This is a genomic window from Cupriavidus numazuensis (genome assembly GCF_905397435.1).
Taxonomy (GTDB): domain Bacteria; phylum Pseudomonadota; class Gammaproteobacteria; order Burkholderiales; family Burkholderiaceae; genus Cupriavidus; species Cupriavidus numazuensis.
This window is the reverse complement of the sequence record NZ_CAJPVI010000017.1, coordinates 50,292-66,041: the sequence shown is the minus strand read 5'-3', so window position 1 is coordinate 66,041 and position 15,750 is coordinate 50,292. Positions and strand designations below refer to the sequence as shown.

The window sequence follows — 15,750 nt, the reverse complement described above, 5'->3', positions numbered from 1 at the left end:
GGCGGAAGTAGAATGCCCCAATCCCCAGCACTTTGCCGCCGGCTTCCGGCGTCGCACCGCAAGCATGCGCATTCCACCGATGAAGGCAGTCATCGCCTTCGAAAGCGTTGCACGAACCAAGAGCGTCAGCCGCGCGGCGGAAGAGCTTGGCCTGACAGCCTCGGCCGTGAGCCACCAGATCAGCAACCTTGAATCGGTCATTGGCCGTCCGCTGTTTTTCCGCCAGGGGCGCGGACTGGTGCTGACGCCGGTGGGCGAACAGTACCTGCGCGAGGTGACTGGCGCGCTGGCCGACCTGAATCGTGCGACCGAGCGCGCCTCGAGCCAGCCGGACGTGGAAATCCTGCGCGTCCATTCGAGCCCGAGCTTCGGGCTCATGTGGCTGCTGCCACGGCTGGCCTCGTTCCAGGCCGAGCACGGCGACATCCGGCTGAATCTGTCGTGCTCGTATGAGGACATATCGTTCACCAGCGGCTTCTACGATGTGGATATCCGCCACGGCTACGCCCACTGGCGCGACCTGCAGGTCAAGACGCTGCGCAAGGAATTCATCGCGCCGCTGGCCTCCGCGGATTACCTGCGCCAGCACGGTATCCAGTCTCCGCAAGACCTGCTCGGGCAACGCCTGATCTGCTCCGAGACACCGCTGGTCCAGTGGCAGCAGTGGTTCGCGCGCTTTGGCATCAACCCTGTGCGCAAGACCTTCGACTTCTCGTTCGACCGGTCCTACATGTCGCTCGAAACCGCGGCGCTTGGCCTTGGCGTGGCGCTGGAAAGCACGCTGCTGGCTTCGGTCCTGCTGCGCAGCGGCCGACTGGTCCGCGTGCTGGACCCGACCCACGCGGTAGAGGTCGGGGCCCACCACGTCGTCTATCCCCCGCAGAACGGCGACCTGCCACGCGTCGCGCGTTTCCTGGCCTGGATCGATCGCGAACTGCTCGCCGACGACATGTGACGGTACCGGCTCCAGCCGGTGCTATCGGTGCTATCGGTGCGCCTGCGTGGCCACCTGCGCTGCCAGCCGCAGCGGCCGATATCTGAAAATTTCTCAGCCATAGTTGAGGCGGACCGCGTTGATCGGGGGCCGGCCGTCGCCCAAACTCGACCCATCATTTCAACAGTCAGGAGACAAGAAATGCTGGTCGAAAACAAAGTCATCATCATCACCGGCGCCGCTTCACCGCGCGGCATCGGCAAAGCCACCGCGCGAGCGCTATCCGCGCAGGGCGCAAATGTCGTGATCCTCGACCTGAAGCTCGAAGATGCCCAGTCCGCCGCCGCGGAACTTGGCCCGCGTCATCTCGGGCTGGCCTGCGACGTCACCGACAAGGCCGCTTGCGAGCGCGCCGCGCTGGCGGTCGTCGAACGGTATGGCCGCATCGACGGTCTGGTCAACAACGCCGGTATCACGCAGCCGCTGCGCACACTCGACATCCAGGCGGCCAACTTCGACGCCGTCGTGGACGTCAACCTGCGCGGCACGCTGTACATGTCGCAGGCGGTGCTGCCGCAAATGAAGGAACAGAAAAGCGGCAGCATCGTCTGCATGTCTTCGGTGTCGGCGCAGCGCGGCGGCGGGATCTTTGGCGGCCCGCACTACAGCGCGGCCAAGGCGGGCGTGCTGGGCCTGGCGCGGGCCATGGCACGCGAGTTCGGCGCCGACAGCATCCGCGTGAACTCGATCACGCCGGGGCTAATCCAGACCGACATCACCGGCGACAAGCTGACCACCGACATGCGCGCGGACATCATCAAGGGCATACCGCTGGGCCGCCTCGGCGACGCCGGCGATGTCGCCAACGCATGCCTGTTCCTGGTCAGCGACCTGTCGACCTACCTGACCGGCATCACGCTCGATGTCAACGGCGGCATGCTGATCCACTAGATTTCCATTGAAGCCGCCCGCAGAGGCGAACCACCACACGCCCGTGCAGCCGGAGACTTCCGGCGCACATGGCAGGAGACAACAATGAAGACCAAGTACGCCACTTCGCCCCTCGCGGGCGAAGCGACGCCGCACGTCGATGCGGCCACGTTCGAGTCCCGCACCTACGCCAAGGTGGTCCGCCGGCTCATACCGTTCCTGATGCTGTGCTACCTCGGTGCGTATCTGGACCGGGTCAACGTCGGCTTCGCCAAGCTGCAGATGCTCAACGACCTGCACTTCAGCGAAACGATCTATGGACTCGGCGCCGGGATCTTCTTCCTTGGCTACTTCATCTTCGAAGTACCAAGCAACGTCATCCTGCACAAGGTCGGCGCCAAGCGCTGGCTCGCGCGCATCATGCTGACGTGGGCGGTGATCTCCGCGTGCTTCGCCTTTGTCAGCACGCCCACCCAGTTCTACGTCCTGCGCTTCCTGCTCGGCGTCGCCGAAGCCGGCTTCGCCCCCGGCGTGATCCTGTACATGACGTACTGGTTCCCGTCCGAGCGGCGTGCCAAGGCCTTGTCGATGTTCTTCATGGCGATTCCGCTCGCGGGCATCGTGGGCGGTCCTCTGTCGGGCTACATCATGCATGCGTTCCACGGCATGGGCGACTTGGCAGGCTGGAAGTGGTTATTCCTGATCGAGGCGCTGCCGTCGCTGGTGCTGGGCGTGGCCATCCTGCTCTACCTCGACAACGGCATCCATAGCGCGAAGTGGCTGACCGACGCGGAGAAGGCCCTGCTGGAGCGCAATATCGAAGGTGACAACGCGCAGAAGCACGAGCACTTGTCGATCCGCGCGTTCCTGGCTGACCGCCGCTTGTGGCTGATGGCTGCCATCTACTTCTGCGTCGTGCTCGGCCAGTACGGGCTCACCTTCTGGCTGCCGACGATCATCCGCAAGTCCGGCGTGGCGGACCCGTTGTGGGTCGGCATCTTCACCGCACTGCCCTACCTGTGCGCCATCGTCGCGCTGCCGCTGATCGGCATGAGCGCCGACCGCCGCCGCGAGCGTCGCCTGCACCTGGCCGTGCCGATGCTGGTGTCCGCAGCCGGCTTTGCCACCCTGCCTTTGCTCGGCGGCGTGGAAGCTTCGCTGCTGTGCCTGTGCGTGGCGGCAGCCGGCATCCTGGCCTCGTCCTCGCAATTCTGGGCGCTGCCCACGGCGCTGCTGGGCGGCATGTCGGCAGCGGCTGGCATCGCAGCGGTCAACTGCGTCGCCAACCTGGCCGGCTTCTTTTCGCCCGCCATCGTGGGCTGGCTCAATGACCTGACGGGCAAGTCGACCGCCGGCCTGGTCTTCATCTCGGTCACCGTGGTAACAGGCGCGCTGCTCGTCTTCCTGGTGCCGGCCAAATCCGTCAACCGCTGAGCCAGCCATGTACGCAGGCTTTCCCTTCTCTCCGATCACCAAATCCGCAGGAGACACCATGCATTACGCACCCAACGAGGTGGCCACGCCCCTCGCCGAACGCGCCTACCGTATCCGGCGCAACGCCCTGCTGATGGGCGAAGTGCAGGGACAAGGCTACATCGGGCAGGCGCTCGATATCGCCGATGTCCTGGCCGTCGCCTACTTCGGCGCCATGCGCTACCGCCCGGAAGACCCGGAATGGGAAGGCCGCGACCGCTTCCTGCTTTCCAACGGGCACTACGCGATCGCGCTGTACGCAGCGCTGCTCGAAGCCGGCATCCTGCCGATCGAGGAACTGGAAACCTACGGCAGCGACGACAGCCGCCTGCCCATGTCCGGCATGGCCAGCTACACGCCCGGCATGGAGATGTCCGGCGGCTCGCTGGGCCAGGGCCTGACGATTGCGGTGGGCCGCTGCCTCGGCCTCAAGCGCAAAGCATCCGACGCGTTCGTCTACACGCTGTTCTCCGACGGAGAACTCGATGAAGGCGCGATCTGGGAAGGTATCCAGTCGGCCAGCCACTGGAAGCTCGACAACCTGATCGGCATTGTCGACGTCAACAACCAGCAGGCCGATGGCCCGTCCAGCCAGATCATGGCGTTCGAGCCGTTGGTCGAAAAGCTGCAGGCCTTCGGCTGGTTCACGCAGCGCGTCGACGGCAACGACATCGACGCGGTCGCGGCTGCCTTCGACGCCGCGCGCAAACATCCGGGCGAACAGCCGCGCATGATCGTTTGCGATACGCGCATGGGTCGCGGCGTACCGTTCCTCGAACAACGCGAAAAGAATCACTTCATCCGGGTCGATGCCCACGAATGGCAACTCGCCCTGCAGGCCCTGGAAGCCGGGAGACAAGCATGAGCAGCAACAATGGCAAGCCGAAGCTGAAGACCTCGGCAATGATCGCCTCCATCGCGAGCGAAGGACAGGCGACGCGTTCGGCCCCGTTCGGCCACGCGCTGGTGGAACTGGCAAAGCAGAAGTCCAACGTGATCGGCATGACCGCGGACCTCGGCAAGTACACGGACCTGCATATCCTGGCGCAGGCATTCCCCGAGCGCTACTACCAGATGGGCATGGCCGAGCAGCTGCTGATGGGCGCGGCGGCAGGCTTCGCGCATGAAGGTGCGCAACCGTTCGTGACGACGTACGCCGTGTTTGCCACGCGCCGGGCCTATGACTTCATGCACCAGACCATCGCCGAGGACAACCTCGACGTGAAGATCGTCTGCGCGCTGCCGGGGCTGACCACAGGCTACGGGCCCAGCCACCAGGCCGCCGAAGACCTCGCACTGATGCGCGCCATGCCCAACATGACCGTGATCGATCCGTGCGACGCCGTCGACATCGAACAGATGGTGCCTGCCATCTCGGCGCATGCGGGTCCGGTCTACGCGCGGCTGCTGCGAGGCAATGTGCCCGTGGTGCTGGACGAGTACGACTACAAGTTCGAGCTCGGCAAGGCCAAGCTGCTGCGCGACGGCGCCGATGTACTCGTGATCTCGTCAGGCATCATGACCATGCGGGCGCTCGAAGTGGCCAAGGCACTGGAGAAGGATCGCGTCGGCGTGGCGGTGCTGCATGTGCCGACGATCAAGCCGCTCGACACCGAGACCATCGTGCGCGAAGCCAGGCGTTCGGGCCGGCTGGTCGTGGTCGCGGAAAACCATACCGTGATCGGCGGGCTCGGCGAAGCCGTCGCGACCGCGCTGATGCAGGCTGGCGTACATCCGCCGTTCCGCCAGGTGGCGCTGCCCGACCTGTTCCTCGATGCCGGGGCCTTGCCCACGCTGCATGACCGCTATGGCATCTCGACGCAGGTCATGGCGGCGAACATCAAGGGCTGGCTGGTGTAACCAGCCGCATGGCGGCGCGCCACGCTCACGCGCGGCGTACCACCATGCAGGTGGCCGTGGCAGTCGCCACCAGCTTGTCGTCCTGGCTCAGTTCGCCCACCACGTTGCAGACATTGCGCCCGCGCCGCTCGAGCCGTGCACGCCCTTGCAGCGGACCGGCCTGTGCCGGCCGCAGGAACGAAAGATTCAGGTTCAGCGTCGAGCAGAACGCCCCGTCTTCGAGCGTCGCGGTGACGAGCATCGCCGTCACGTCGTCGAGCATCGCGCCCAGCATGCCGCCCTGCACCTGGCCTGCCGGGTTGAGGAACGCGTCGGTTGCAACGTAGTCGGATTCGAGCGACCCTGCTTCCAGGTCGACCCAGCGGACTACGCCGCCCAGCGTGCCGGCGACGGCCGGCACGGGCGCTTCACCGCGGAGCATGCGCGTGAAATAGTTGTCTTGGCTCATTCAGTGAATTCCCATCAGCGACCATTGAAGCGCGGCGCGCGCTTCTCCCGCCATGCCAGCGCACCCTCCCGCAGGTCGTCGGAGGCATCGGCCGCGGCGATGTCGCGAGCGAGTTCGGCAGTATCGAGCTCGCCGCGCGCAATGTGGTTCAGGTGCTTCTTCATGCCAAGCAGTGCCAGCGGCGCCATGCCAGCCAGCTCTGCACTCCATCGCTCCGCAAGCGCGCGCAGCGCCTCGGGGCTGTCCTCGATGCGGTCAAGGTAGCCACAGGCCAGCATGGCAGTCGCGTCGAACTTGTCGGCCATCAGCAGAATGCGCTTGGCCGTGGCCAGGCCCAGTCGCGTCACATAACGCTCCATGCCGCCGCGATAGAACAGCAGTCCCAGGCGCGCGGCCGGTACCGACATCTCGGTTGCAGCCGCGCCGAAGCGAAAGTCACAAGCAAGCGCGAGATCCGTGGCGCCGCCATACGCACCGCCATGCAATACCGCGATGGTCACCGGCCGCGCCTGTTCCAGCGCATTGGCCAGTGCCTCGAAACGCGCACCGACATCGGCGCCGCCAAGCCGGCCGATGTTGAAGCCACTGCAGAAATGACGGCCCTGCCCCTCAAGGCGCAGTACGCGGATCTGGCTGTCCGCGTTCACGGCCTCCAGATAGCTGCGCAACAGGTCCAGGTCTTCCGGCTCCAGCCGGTTCGCCACCTCGGGGCGACGCAGCGTGATGACGGCGACATGGCCATCGACGGTCAGTTCAGGCGCCTTTCCTTGCGGAGTCTCGCTCATGGCATCCGGCTCCGGTTCAGTGAAAGCCGTAGATCCGCATGGTGGTCTCGCCGGCCTCCACGCGCTTGAGAATGGCGGCTTCAGTCGCCTCGCGGTCCTGCGCCTTGCCGACGACCTCGGCTGCGCGCTGGCGCGGGACGACCACGACGCCGTCGCGGTCGCCCACGACCAGGTCGCCCGCTTCGACACGCGCGCCGCCGATCAGCACCGGCGCGTTGAGCCAGCCGATCGCGCCATAGTCCTTGCCCGTGCCACGGATGCACAGGCCGCGCGCGAACACCGGGAAGCCGATTTCCTCGAGCAGCACGCCGTCGCGCACGCAGCCATCGATGATGAGGCCGCCGAGCTGCTTCACCTTGGCGGCGGTGGTCATGATCTCGCCCCAGTATCCGTGGTCATACGCGCCGCTCACATGCACCACCAGCACGTCGCCGGGCTGCGCAATGTCGATGGCACGATGCAGCCACAGGTTGTCACCGCCGGGCGAATGGACCGTCAGTGCCGGGCCGCAGATTCGGAACTCCGGTGCGACGGGCTTAATGGCCGGCGACACCACGCCGATCTTGCCGCCGGCTTCATGCAGCGTCGCGGTGGGCAGCGCGCGTGCGTCATTGACGATATCGGCGCTCACGCGTTCAAATTCGCGGATCGTGGTGCTGGTTGCGTCGTGTTCCGCCATGATCAGGCTCCCTTCGTCTGCAGCTGGTGGTAGCGGAACTGGCGGCGCGCCTCGTCCAGGCGCATGCCGCCACGCACGGCTTCGCGGATGGCATTCTCGGCGTGCTCGATCTGCTCGGCGGTATCAAGCACCGCGGCCTCATGTTCACGCGGAATCACCACCACGCCATCGGCATCGCCGCGCAGGATGTCGCCGGGCTGCACGCGCGCATCGCCGATATTGACGGCCACATTGGTCGCTTCGACCTGCACGCGGTCCTTGCCCGTGCGCATCCAGTGGTCCTTGCTGAACACCGGGTAGCCAAGCTTGCGGCACAACGCCACGTCTCGGCACACGCCGTCGATGACCGTGCCGGCAATGCCGCGGCGATGCGCGATCTCCGTGAGGATGTCGCCCCACACCGTGGCGTTTTCGCGGCCGCCATTGTCGAGCACGAGGATGCTGCCCGGTGGCACGTCGTCGATGTAGTCGCCGACAGTGCCCGGCGGATTCGACGCCGGGCCGTACAGCAGCGTAAAGGCGCGGCCTGCCGTGGCAAAGCCGTCTCCGCGCGCCTTGATGCGGTAGCACTGGCCTGCGATACCGTGCTTGTCCAGCGCGTCGCTCAGCGTGGCCGTGTCCAGCTTCGCGGCGCGCGCGACGTTGATGTCCTGTTGCTCGCTCATGTTTTTCAACCTCTCAACCCTTCAGCATGTGTTCGTAATTGCCGCCCATGACGTCGCCGATGGGCGTGCCGCCCAGGATGGCTTTCGCCATCACGGCTTCCTTGCGCACGATGGCTTCGGCGGTCTCCAGCACGCGCGCGATGTCGCGCGCCGCAATGAAGATCACCGCGCTGCGGTCCGCCACCACGTAGTCACCCTCTTCGACCGTCACGTTGCCGATCTGCACCGGCACGTTCGTGCCTTGCTCCACCACACGGCTGCGCGCGGTGAACGCGGTCAGCGCGCGGCTGAACACCGGGAAGTCGAAATCGAGCGCTTCGTCGATATCGCGCACCGGACCATCGGCCACGACGCCGGCGACGCCGCGCACCTTGGCGCCCAGCGACAGCAGGCCGCCCCAGCTACCGGCTTCCACGCCGGTGCGCTGCTCGACGACGATGATGTTGTCCGGGCCCGCCTGCTCGATGGCCGTGCAGCCGAGATGCCGCGTCGGTCCGGGCGGCGGCGCGCCGGTGCCGAGCTTGACGGTAATGGCGCGGCCGGCAATGCGCCCGGCGCCGGAGCGCTGCGGCAGGCCCGTGACGGTGCCCGGCAATTGCAGCTTGTCGAGCGCGTCTGACACTGCGCAGCAGTCGAGCCGGCGCAGCCTTTGTACGTTGGATTCGGTTTCACTCATGGTCGTGACAGGGTCCGGTTCAGCAGTTCAGTCGAGAGTGCGCCAGGCGGCAAAACACAGCCCGGTGCCAGTCATGGCGGGCGTGCGGTAGCCCGGCACGTAAGAAGTCCATTCAAGGTCGAGGTCGCGCACGGCTTCGACCGCGATCAGCCAGTTACGGATCTCCGAGCTGCCCGCCTGGAGTTGGCGGGGGTCCAGCGAGGCAAGGAAGCCGGTGTCCTTCCTGCGAATGGCGTCGATGATCGCGTTGTCGAGCTCGGCATCGACCACGAAGTGGCTCAGGCCACCCGAAGCCAGCACGCCCACGCGCAGGTCTTCGGGATACGCGGCGATCAGCTCGCGCAGCGCGGCACCAAGCTGGATGCAGCGGCGCGGCGTGGGCTGGTTCGGCGGATCGAAGGTGTTGACGATGACCGGCACCACCGGCAGGTCCAGCCCCTGCAAGTAGCGGCGGTGGATGAACGAAAACGCATGGCCTTCGAACTGGCCGCGCTCGAGCCCGTCCATCGCGGTGATGTCGAAGTCGCGGTCGCACAGCTCGCGGATCATCCAGCGGCCCATGTCGGCGTTGACGGGATAGTCGCGGTCGGCATCGGGCTCCTGGCGCGCCATGCGGGCCTTCTTGTACCAGCCGTCGGACGGGCTTTCCTCGCGCTTTGCGTTGCGGATGGTGTCGCCGTAGTAGATCGCGAAGGCCGGGTTGTTGGTGGTGCGGAACAGCTCGGTCTGGTCATCGCCGACCACCAGCAGCACGTCGAGCCGTGCGGCACGGATGCGCTCGCGCAGTTCGTCCATGGCCGCTTCGGCCTGGTCGTAGCGCTCGCCCATGCGCTCGGGCGTCACCATGGACTCGGCATCGTCCGGGGCGATCGCGAGCAGCGCTTCGTAGGTGGTGGGGTTGCCGGCCCGGTCGAAATAATGCGGGTTCTTCGGGTCAACCTGGCGGAAGCCGTGTTGCCAGTCTTCACGCTGGCAAACCAGCATGATGCTGTGGGAAGAGCCGAAAGCGGCGACGAGTCTTGCCATGGGAGTGTCCTCGATTAAACGATGTAGGCGGCGCGCAGTGCTTCAACCTGCCCGGCGCTGTAGCCAAGCTCGCGCAGGATGTCGTCGGTGTTGGCGCCCTGCTCGGGCGCCGGCTGCGGAGGCAGGTCACGCGGATAGCGCGACAGGCGCATCGGCTGGCCCACCAGCGCGACATCGCCAAGCTCGGCGTGCTGCATCGGCCAGGCCACGCCAAGGTGCCTGACCTGCGCGTCGGCGAATACCTGGTCGACACGATGGATCGGGCCGCACGGCACGCCGGCTTTCAGCAGCCGCTCGGTCCACTCGGCGGTGGTGCGCGTGCGCAGCGCGGCTTCGATGGCGGCATTGACCTTGTCACGACTGCGCACGCGCTCGGGATCGGAACCCATGCCGGGCTCGTCAACGAGGTGTGGCACGTCCAGTGCTTCGCACAGGCGCTTCCACATGGTCTGGCCAATCGCGGCGATGTTCAGGTAGCCATCGCTCGTCGCAAACACGCCCGTAGGCACGGTCAGCGGATGTTCGTTGCCAGTCTGCTCCGGGATCTTCTTGTCCACCAGCCACTGCGCGGCCTGGAAGTCAAGCATCGCGATCTGCGCTTCGAGCAGCGAGGTCTGCACCCACTGCCCTTCGCCCGAAGCCTCGCGCTCCAGCAACGCGGTGAGAATGCCCATCGCGCAGAAGTGGCCTGCGCACAGGTCCGCCAGCGGAATGCCTACACGCATCGGACCCTCGCCGGGCTTGCCGGTCACACTCATCAGCCCGCCCATGCCCTGCGCGATGGAATCGAAGCCGGGCCAGCCCGCGTAGGGACCATCCTGGCCGAAGCCGGAAATGCTCGCGTAGACCAGCCGCGGGTTGATCGCGCGCAGCGCATCGGGGCCGATGCCGAGCCGGTGCTTCACGTCAGGGCGGTAGTTCTCGATAAAGACATCGGCGCGGCTGACCAGTTCGTGCAGGATCTTCACGCCCTCCGGCGTCTTCATATTGAGCGTGAGGCTTTCCTTGTTGCGATGCAGGTTCTCGTAGTCGGCGCGGTTATGGTCGCGTCCGCCGATCATGTCGTCGCCACCGGGCGCGCCCGGCGGGATCTCGAGCTTGATCACGCGTGCGCCCATGTCGGCGAACAGCCTTACCGCAGTGGGGCCGGCACGCACGCGCGAGGCATCGAGGATCGTGAAACGGGACAGCGGGCCTTTACGTGCGCCGTTGCCGTGTTCGTCGTGTCTGGTGTCAGCCATGGTCATTGCCTCACGTCGTCATGCCGGAGTGAACATCGGTACGGCATAGCCGCCGTCGCTCGGCTTGAACACCACCTTGACGCGCTGGCCGATCTCGACCTCGCGCGGGTCGCAGTCCACGAGATTGCTCATCATCGTTACGCCTTCGTCGAGCCGGATGTAGGCGAGCGTCCAGGCCGCCTCGCCCTTGCCCATGGTGCTGAACGAATAGATCGTGCCTAAGCCGCTCGCGTCGCGCCATTCGGTGCGGTCGGACTGGCAGTGCGGGCAGATGTCGCGCGGGTAGTAGTGCGGCGCATGGCAGTCCAGGCAGACCTTCAGCAGCAGGCGGCCGGCGTCGGCGGCATCCCAGAACGGCTGGCTTTCCGGCAGCGTGCGCGGCGCGGGGATCTTGCGCGGGCCGGCGGGCGGCGCCTTGGCCGCGGCGTTGGCAGGCGTGGCAGGTGTGCTCATGTTGGTCATTCCCTCTCAAGAATCAGCGTGGCCGCGGTATGGCGGGAAGCAAGCGCGCCGCCGATGCCGCTGGCAAGGGCCAGGTCGCAATTGCTGACCTGCACCGCGGGATGCGCCTCGCCGCGCAGCTGGCGCACGGCCTCGATCACCTTGGTGACGCCGCCGCGGTTGGCCGGATGGTTGTTGCACAGGCCGCCGCCATCGGTATTGAACGGCAGGCGTCCCACGCCGGAGATCAGTCCGCCGTCAGCGACGAACTTGCCGCCCTCTCCCTTCTTGCAGAAGCCCAGGTCTTCCAGCTGCATCAGCACGGTGATCGTGAAGCTGTCGTACAGCGATGCATATTTGATGTCGGCTGGGGTGACGCCCGCTTCCGCGAACGCAGCCGGGCCCGACCATGCTGCGGCCGACCATGTGAGGTCGATATTGCCGCCCATCGCATGCTTGGGCGCTTCGCCGGTGCCGCGCACTTTCACGAGCGGGCGCTTGAGCTGCCGTGCGATCTCGGGGCGCGCGACGATCAGCGCGCCGCCGCCGTCGCTCATCACGCAGCAGTCCAGCCGGTGCAGCGGGTCGGCCACCATCGGCGAGTTGACGACGTCTTCGACGGTCACGACATTGCGCAGCATCGCGTTCGGGTTGTGCTGGGCATGATGGGACGCAGCCACCTTGATCCACGCGAGCTGTTCGCTGGTGGTGCCGAACTCGTACATATGGCGCTTCGCGACCATGCCGTAGAGGTTCTGCGTAGCCGGGCCGAACGGCAGTTCGAAGGCGACGTCGGGCGCGTCCGGGTCCGGCGCCCGCAGCGCGAGAGCAGCACCGGCCGCGCGCGGCCGTCCGGCCAGCGTGATCAGCGCGACATTGCAGCGCCCTGCGGCAATGGCCTCGGCCGCATGCGCAACGTGCAGGATCGGCGCGGAGCCGCCGCATTCGGTGGAATCCACATGGCGCGGCTTCAGGCCGAGGTATTCGACGATCGTGGTGCTTCCCAGGCCGGGCGCATCGCCGGCGCAGAAGTAACCGTCAATATCGGCAGCGGTGAGGCCGGCGTCGGCCAGCGCACCGCGCGCCACATCGGCATGCAGGCGCGCGACCGACAGGTCATCGGCTTTGCGCGTGGGATGCTCATAGGCCCCCACGATGTAGGCGGATCCGTTCAGGGTCATGATGAATTCCGAAACTAGAAAGAAATGCCGGGCGTCGACGCAGGCGTCACTGGTCAGGCGTGAAGCCGCTGGACTTGATCACCGGTCCCCAGTAGGCGAGTTCCTTGCGCTGCAGACGATCCAGTTCGGCGGCCGGCCGGAAGTCCGGATTCAGCGTCGCCCGCTGCTGCAGCGTGGCGCGCACGTCAGGCATGGCGAGCACCTTGCCCAGCGCCGCCTGCATGCGATCTAGCTCTGCCTTTGGCGTGCGCGCGGGTGCCCAGATGCCGGCCCATGCCTCGCCGCTGTCGACGGCAACGCCTTGCTCTGTTGCGGTCGGCACGCCCGGCAACAGCGGCGAGCGTGCCGCGCCGAACACCGCGAGAATGCGGACCTTGCCGCTCTTGGCGTGAGGCAGGATGTCGCCGGCGGTCATCACGGCGGCAGCAAGCTGGCCGCCGAGCAGATCGGTGACGAGCGGGCCATTGCCCTTGTAGGGCACGACACTCATCGGTACGCCGATGGCCTTGCCGAACTGCAGGCCGGTGAAGTGCGTCTGCCCGCCCAGGCCGGCGGTGCCGAACATGGCCTTGCCGGGATGCGCCTTCACCCATTCCACGAAGCCCTTCACATCGGTGACGCCAGTCTGAGTGCTCACGACCAGCGCCAGCGGATACGAGATCACCACTGCAACCGGTGTCAGGTCGGTCAGCAGGTCGTACTTGAGCGTGGCCGGCGGATACAGCAGCGTCGGGAAGATCGCGGTCGCATTCGGCGCGACCATATAGGTCAGGCCGTCGGGAGCGCTGTGCTTGAGCATGCCGGTCGCCACACGGCCGCCTGCACCGGGCCGGTTATCGACGATCACGGTCTGGCCGAGTTCGCCTTGCAGCTTCTCGGCCAGCACGCGCGCGACGGTATCGGTCGAGCCGCCGGGCGGGAATCCGACCAGGAATTTGATCGGCTGCTTCTCCTGCGCCTGTGCGCCGCAAGCGAACGCCAGCCCCAGCGCTAGCACGCCGCAGGCGGATCTGAAGGTACGGATGAGGGCCATGTCTGTTGTCTCCTGTGTATTTCTTGTGTGATCCGGTCAGGCGCTGGTCACGCCTGCCGGGCAAAACAAGCCAGGTGATGCCCGGCGTCGCCAAACAATTGGTTGATGACCATCAGGCGCTTGGCGTAATGGCCGACACGGCATTCGTCGGTCATGCCCATCGCGCCGTGCATCTGGATGGCCCACTGGCCGACCTGGCGCCCTGCCTGCCCGACCATCACCTTCGCCGCCGACACCAGCCGGTGACGCTGCACCGGGTCGCCGTCGGCCACCGCCATGGCGGCCACGCAGGCCATTGACTTGCACTGTTCCAGCGCGATCAGCATGTCCGCCACGCGGTGCTGCAACACCTGGAATTTCGCGAGCGGCGTGCCGAACTGCTTGCGCGTCTTCAGTTGCTCGGCGGTCAGGTCGAGCAGTGCCTCCAGCGCGCCGACGGCTTCCGCGCACAGCGCGGCGTTGGCACGGTCGGCAGCGGCGACGATCACTGGCAGCGCAGCGCCGGGCTGCCCGACTACCGCGTTTTCGTCCACCCTGACTTCGCGCAACGTGAGGTGCGCCGCGCTGCGGCCATCGAGCGTGCCGAACTCGCGCACGGCCAGTCCGGGTGCATCGGCCGGAACGAGAAACAGCGTCACGCCCTGTTCATCCGCGACATCGCCGGCGGTGCGTGCCGCAACCAGGAAGACATCGGCCTGCGCGCCATCGAGCACCAGCGTCTTGATACCGTCGATGACCCAGCCTTGGCCGTCGCGGCGCGCCTGCGTGCCAACGCGCGACAGGTCATAGCGGGCATCGGCCTCGTTGATGGCCAGCGCCAGACGCGATTGCCCCGCGGCCAGCGCCGGCAGCCATTGCTGCCGTTGCGCGGTCGTGCCAGCTTTGTCGAGCAACTGCCCCGCGAGCACCACGCTTGACAGCCACGCACCGCCGCCGAGCGCCCGGCCCAGTTCCTGAGCCACGAGCATCATTTCGGTCGGGCCCTGCTCGCTGCCGCCCACGTCTGCAGCCAGCGGCAGGCCGAGCAGGCCGAGGTCGGCCATGGCGGCCCAGCGCGTGGCGGCCTCGCCATCGGTCTCGGTATCGCCGCGCCGGTGCGCGGGGTATTCGCCGTCGCAGAAGCGGCGCACCGCGTCGCGCAGCGCGATATGTTCGTCGTTAAGGGAAAAGTCCATGGTCTCGGTACGTTGTCAGGCGGCGAGGAAGGCCTTGCTGATCAGGTTGCGCTGCACTTCATTGACGCCGCCGTAGATCGACAGCTTGCGCGCGTCGAGGTAGTTCGCGGCGAGCGCCGACAGTTCGGGCGGGCTGGCAGGGTCGTCCAGTTCGCCGCACAGCGCCGCCTCCTCGAACGGCACCGCATGCGGGCCCGCGATTTCCACCAGCAGCTCATAGATGGCCTGGCGGAGTTCGGTGCCGCGCACCTTGAGCATCGACGCTTCCACCGCCGGCACGCGGCTCTGCTGGTTGGCACTCAGCAGGCGCAGCGCGGTGAACTCGAGCGCCAGCAGTTCGATTTCGAATTGCGCAAGCCGTGACTGCAGCACCGGATCGCCGTCCAGCCCCTCGCTGGCGGCCAGTTCGCGGGCCCGCTGCAATTGCTGCTTGCAAGAACCGATGCCCGCGATGCCGGTGCGTTCGTGACCAAGCAGGTACTTGCCGTAGGACCAGCCCTTGTGCAGTTCGCCGACGAGGTTCTCCACCGGCACGCGCACATTGTCGAGATAGCACTCGTTCAGGTCGGTGCCGCCTTCGAGCATGCGGATGGGCCGCACCTGCACGCCGGGCGTGTTCATGTCGATCAGCAGGAACGAGATGCCCTCCTGCGGCTTGGCCGCGTTCGGGTCGGTACGCACCAGCGCAAACATCATCGAGCACCAGTGCGCATACGAGGTCCACACCTTGTGGCCATTGACGACGAAGTGCTTACCGTCCGGCTCCAGCACCGCGGTGGTCCGCACCGCCGCGAGGTCCGATCCGGCGCCGGGCTCCGAGAAGCCCTGCGCCCACCACGTATTGCTCTGGCGGATATCGGGCAGGTACTTCGCCTTCTGCTCGGGCGTGCCGAATGCGATCAGCACCGGGCCCAGCATCTGGATACCGCTCGCGATGATGCGCGGCGCGCCGCCGAGCATGGTTTCCTCGTCGAAGATATAGCGCTGCACGTGGTTCCAGCCCGGGCCGCCGTGCTCGACGGGCCAGCCCGGCGTGAGCCAGCCGCGCGCTTCGAGGATGCGGAACCACGTCACGTAGTCAGCGTGTTCCAGGCGCAGGCCCAGTTCGACCTTGCGCCGGATATCGGCGGGCAGGTTCGCCTTGACGAACGCGCGCACCTCCTGGCGGAACGCCTCGTCGGCGGGGGAAAAAGTCAGCTTCAT

At 66.6% G+C, this 15,750-nt stretch carries 17 protein-coding genes; 5 read left to right on the top strand and 12 right to left on the bottom strand.

What is annotated here, in order from left to right:
* Positions 1–64: 64 nt before the first annotated feature.
* The 5 genes from KHO41_RS15270 (at position 65) to KHO41_RS15250 (ending at position 5,197) form a co-directional block, all read left to right on the top strand.
* Positions 65–955 (top strand): LysR substrate-binding domain-containing protein, encoded by an 891-nt coding sequence (locus tag KHO41_RS15270; RefSeq protein ID WP_211954121.1) that lies wholly within the window; start codon positions 65–67, stop codon positions 953–955.
* 180 nt (positions 956–1,135) lie between these two features.
* The gene (locus tag KHO41_RS15265) at positions 1,136–1,885 is read left to right on the top strand and encodes an SDR family NAD(P)-dependent oxidoreductase (protein ID WP_211954120.1); all 750 of its coding nucleotides are present in this window, start codon (positions 1,136–1,138) and stop codon (positions 1,883–1,885) included.
* 84 nt (positions 1,886–1,969) lie between these two features.
* Positions 1,970–3,298, top strand: coding sequence for an MFS transporter (locus KHO41_RS15260; RefSeq protein WP_211954119.1), 1,329 nt, complete (start codon positions 1,970–1,972; stop codon positions 3,296–3,298).
* 58 nt (positions 3,299–3,356) lie between these two features.
* Complete coding sequence (locus tag KHO41_RS15255; RefSeq protein ID WP_211954118.1) at positions 3,357–4,202, top strand: transketolase; 846 nt, start codon at positions 3,357–3,359, stop codon at positions 4,200–4,202.
* Positions 4,199–5,197 (top strand): transketolase family protein, encoded by a 999-nt coding sequence (locus KHO41_RS15250; protein WP_211954117.1) that lies wholly within the window; start codon positions 4,199–4,201, stop codon positions 5,195–5,197. Before KHO41_RS15255 ends, KHO41_RS15250 begins: the two co-directional genes overlap by 4 nt.
* Before the next feature lie 25 nt (positions 5,198–5,222).
* Here KHO41_RS15250 and KHO41_RS15245 read toward each other — a convergent pair whose 3' ends face one another.
* Genes KHO41_RS15245 through KHO41_RS15190 form a run of 12 tightly spaced genes read right to left on the bottom strand, consistent with a single transcriptional unit; the run spans position 5,223 to position 15,750 of the window.
* Positions 5,223–5,645 carry a PaaI family thioesterase gene (locus KHO41_RS15245; protein WP_211954116.1) on the bottom strand — a complete coding sequence of 141 codons (423 nt, stop codon included), beginning with the start codon at positions 5,643–5,645 and terminating at the stop codon, positions 5,223–5,225.
* A 14-nt stretch (positions 5,646–5,659) separates the two neighbouring features.
* Complete coding sequence (locus KHO41_RS15240; RefSeq protein WP_211954115.1) at positions 5,660–6,430, bottom strand: enoyl-CoA hydratase/isomerase family protein; 771 nt, start codon at positions 6,428–6,430, stop codon at positions 5,660–5,662.
* A gap of 16 nt (positions 6,431–6,446) precedes the next feature.
* Positions 6,447–7,109, bottom strand: coding sequence for a 4-carboxy-4-hydroxy-2-oxoadipate aldolase/oxaloacetate decarboxylase (locus tag KHO41_RS15235; RefSeq protein ID WP_211954114.1), 663 nt, complete (start codon positions 7,107–7,109; stop codon positions 6,447–6,449).
* A 2-nt stretch (positions 7,110–7,111) separates the two neighbouring features.
* Positions 7,112–7,774 (bottom strand): RraA family protein, encoded by a 663-nt coding sequence (locus KHO41_RS15230; protein WP_211954113.1) that lies wholly within the window; start codon positions 7,772–7,774, stop codon positions 7,112–7,114.
* 13 nt (positions 7,775–7,787) lie between these two features.
* Positions 7,788–8,450, bottom strand: a complete 663-nt coding sequence (locus KHO41_RS15225; protein ID WP_011300897.1) for an RraA family protein — start codon at positions 8,448–8,450, stop codon at positions 7,788–7,790.
* Positions 8,451–8,477: 27 nt separating this feature from the next.
* Positions 8,478–9,476, bottom strand: a complete 999-nt coding sequence (locus tag KHO41_RS15220) for a DODA-type extradiol aromatic ring-opening family dioxygenase (protein ID WP_211954112.1) — start codon at positions 9,474–9,476, stop codon at positions 8,478–8,480.
* A gap of 14 nt (positions 9,477–9,490) precedes the next feature.
* Complete coding sequence (locus KHO41_RS15215) at positions 9,491–10,717, bottom strand: CaiB/BaiF CoA transferase family protein (RefSeq protein ID WP_244873855.1); 1,227 nt, start codon at positions 10,715–10,717, stop codon at positions 9,491–9,493.
* A gap of 18 nt (positions 10,718–10,735) precedes the next feature.
* A complete protein-coding gene (locus KHO41_RS15210; RefSeq protein WP_376989619.1) occupies positions 10,736–11,170 on the bottom strand; it encodes a Zn-ribbon domain-containing OB-fold protein in 435 nt (144 codons plus the stop codon).
* Between the two features lie 5 nt (positions 11,171–11,175).
* The gene (locus tag KHO41_RS15205; RefSeq protein WP_211954109.1) at positions 11,176–12,339 is read right to left on the bottom strand and encodes a thiolase domain-containing protein; all 1,164 of its coding nucleotides are present in this window, start codon (positions 12,337–12,339) and stop codon (positions 11,176–11,178) included.
* A gap of 46 nt (positions 12,340–12,385) precedes the next feature.
* On the bottom strand, positions 12,386–13,372 hold the full coding sequence (locus KHO41_RS15200) for a Bug family tripartite tricarboxylate transporter substrate binding protein (RefSeq protein WP_211954108.1): 987 nt from the start codon (positions 13,370–13,372) through the stop codon (positions 12,386–12,388).
* A 47-nt stretch (positions 13,373–13,419) separates the two neighbouring features.
* Positions 13,420–14,547, bottom strand: a complete 1,128-nt coding sequence (locus KHO41_RS15195) for an acyl-CoA dehydrogenase family protein (protein ID WP_211954107.1) — start codon at positions 14,545–14,547, stop codon at positions 13,420–13,422.
* A 15-nt stretch (positions 14,548–14,562) separates the two neighbouring features.
* Entirely contained in the window at positions 14,563–15,750 is a 1,188-nt protein-coding gene (locus KHO41_RS15190; protein ID WP_211954106.1) for an acyl-CoA dehydrogenase family protein, read from the bottom strand.

Bases quoted from the DNA above. Each gene is read 5' to 3' on its own strand.
- KHO41_RS15270 (WP_211954121.1), top strand. From the start codon at position 65: ATGCGCATTCCACCGATGAAGGCAGTCATCGCCTTCGAAAGCGTTGCA.
- KHO41_RS15265 (WP_211954120.1), top strand. From the start codon at position 1,136: ATGCTGGTCGAAAACAAAGTCATCATCATCACCGGCGCCGCTTCACCG.
- KHO41_RS15260 (WP_211954119.1), top strand. From the start codon at position 1,970: ATGAAGACCAAGTACGCCACTTCGCCCCTCGCGGGCGAAGCGACGCCG.
- KHO41_RS15255 (WP_211954118.1), top strand. From the start codon at position 3,357: ATGCATTACGCACCCAACGAGGTGGCCACGCCCCTCGCCGAACGCGCC.
- KHO41_RS15250 (WP_211954117.1), top strand. From the start codon at position 4,199: ATGAGCAGCAACAATGGCAAGCCGAAGCTGAAGACCTCGGCAATGATC.
- KHO41_RS15245 (WP_211954116.1), bottom strand. From the start codon at position 5,645: ATGAGCCAAGACAACTATTTCACGCGCATGCTCCGCGGTGAAGCGCCC.
- KHO41_RS15240 (WP_211954115.1), bottom strand. From the start codon at position 6,430: ATGAGCGAGACTCCGCAAGGAAAGGCGCCTGAACTGACCGTCGATGGC.
- KHO41_RS15235 (WP_211954114.1), bottom strand. From the start codon at position 7,109: ATGGCGGAACACGACGCAACCAGCACCACGATCCGCGAATTTGAACGC.
- KHO41_RS15230 (WP_211954113.1), bottom strand. From the start codon at position 7,774: ATGAGCGAGCAACAGGACATCAACGTCGCGCGCGCCGCGAAGCTGGAC.
- KHO41_RS15225 (WP_011300897.1), bottom strand. From the start codon at position 8,450: ATGAGTGAAACCGAATCCAACGTACAAAGGCTGCGCCGGCTCGACTGC.
- KHO41_RS15220 (WP_211954112.1), bottom strand. From the start codon at position 9,476: ATGGCAAGACTCGTCGCCGCTTTCGGCTCTTCCCACAGCATCATGCTG.
- KHO41_RS15215 (WP_244873855.1), bottom strand. From the start codon at position 10,717: ATGGCTGACACCAGACACGACGAACACGGCAACGGCGCACGTAAAGGC.
- KHO41_RS15210 (WP_376989619.1), bottom strand. From the start codon at position 11,170: ATGAGCACACCTGCCACGCCTGCCAACGCCGCGGCCAAGGCGCCGCCC.
- KHO41_RS15205 (WP_211954109.1), bottom strand. From the start codon at position 12,339: ATGACCCTGAACGGATCCGCCTACATCGTGGGGGCCTATGAGCATCCC.
- KHO41_RS15200 (WP_211954108.1), bottom strand. From the start codon at position 13,372: ATGGCCCTCATCCGTACCTTCAGATCCGCCTGCGGCGTGCTAGCGCTG.
- KHO41_RS15195 (WP_211954107.1), bottom strand. From the start codon at position 14,547: ATGGACTTTTCCCTTAACGACGAACATATCGCGCTGCGCGACGCGGTG.
- KHO41_RS15190 (WP_211954106.1), bottom strand. From the start codon at position 15,750: ATGAAGCTGACTTTTTCCCCCGCCGACGAGGCGTTCCGCCAGGAGGTG.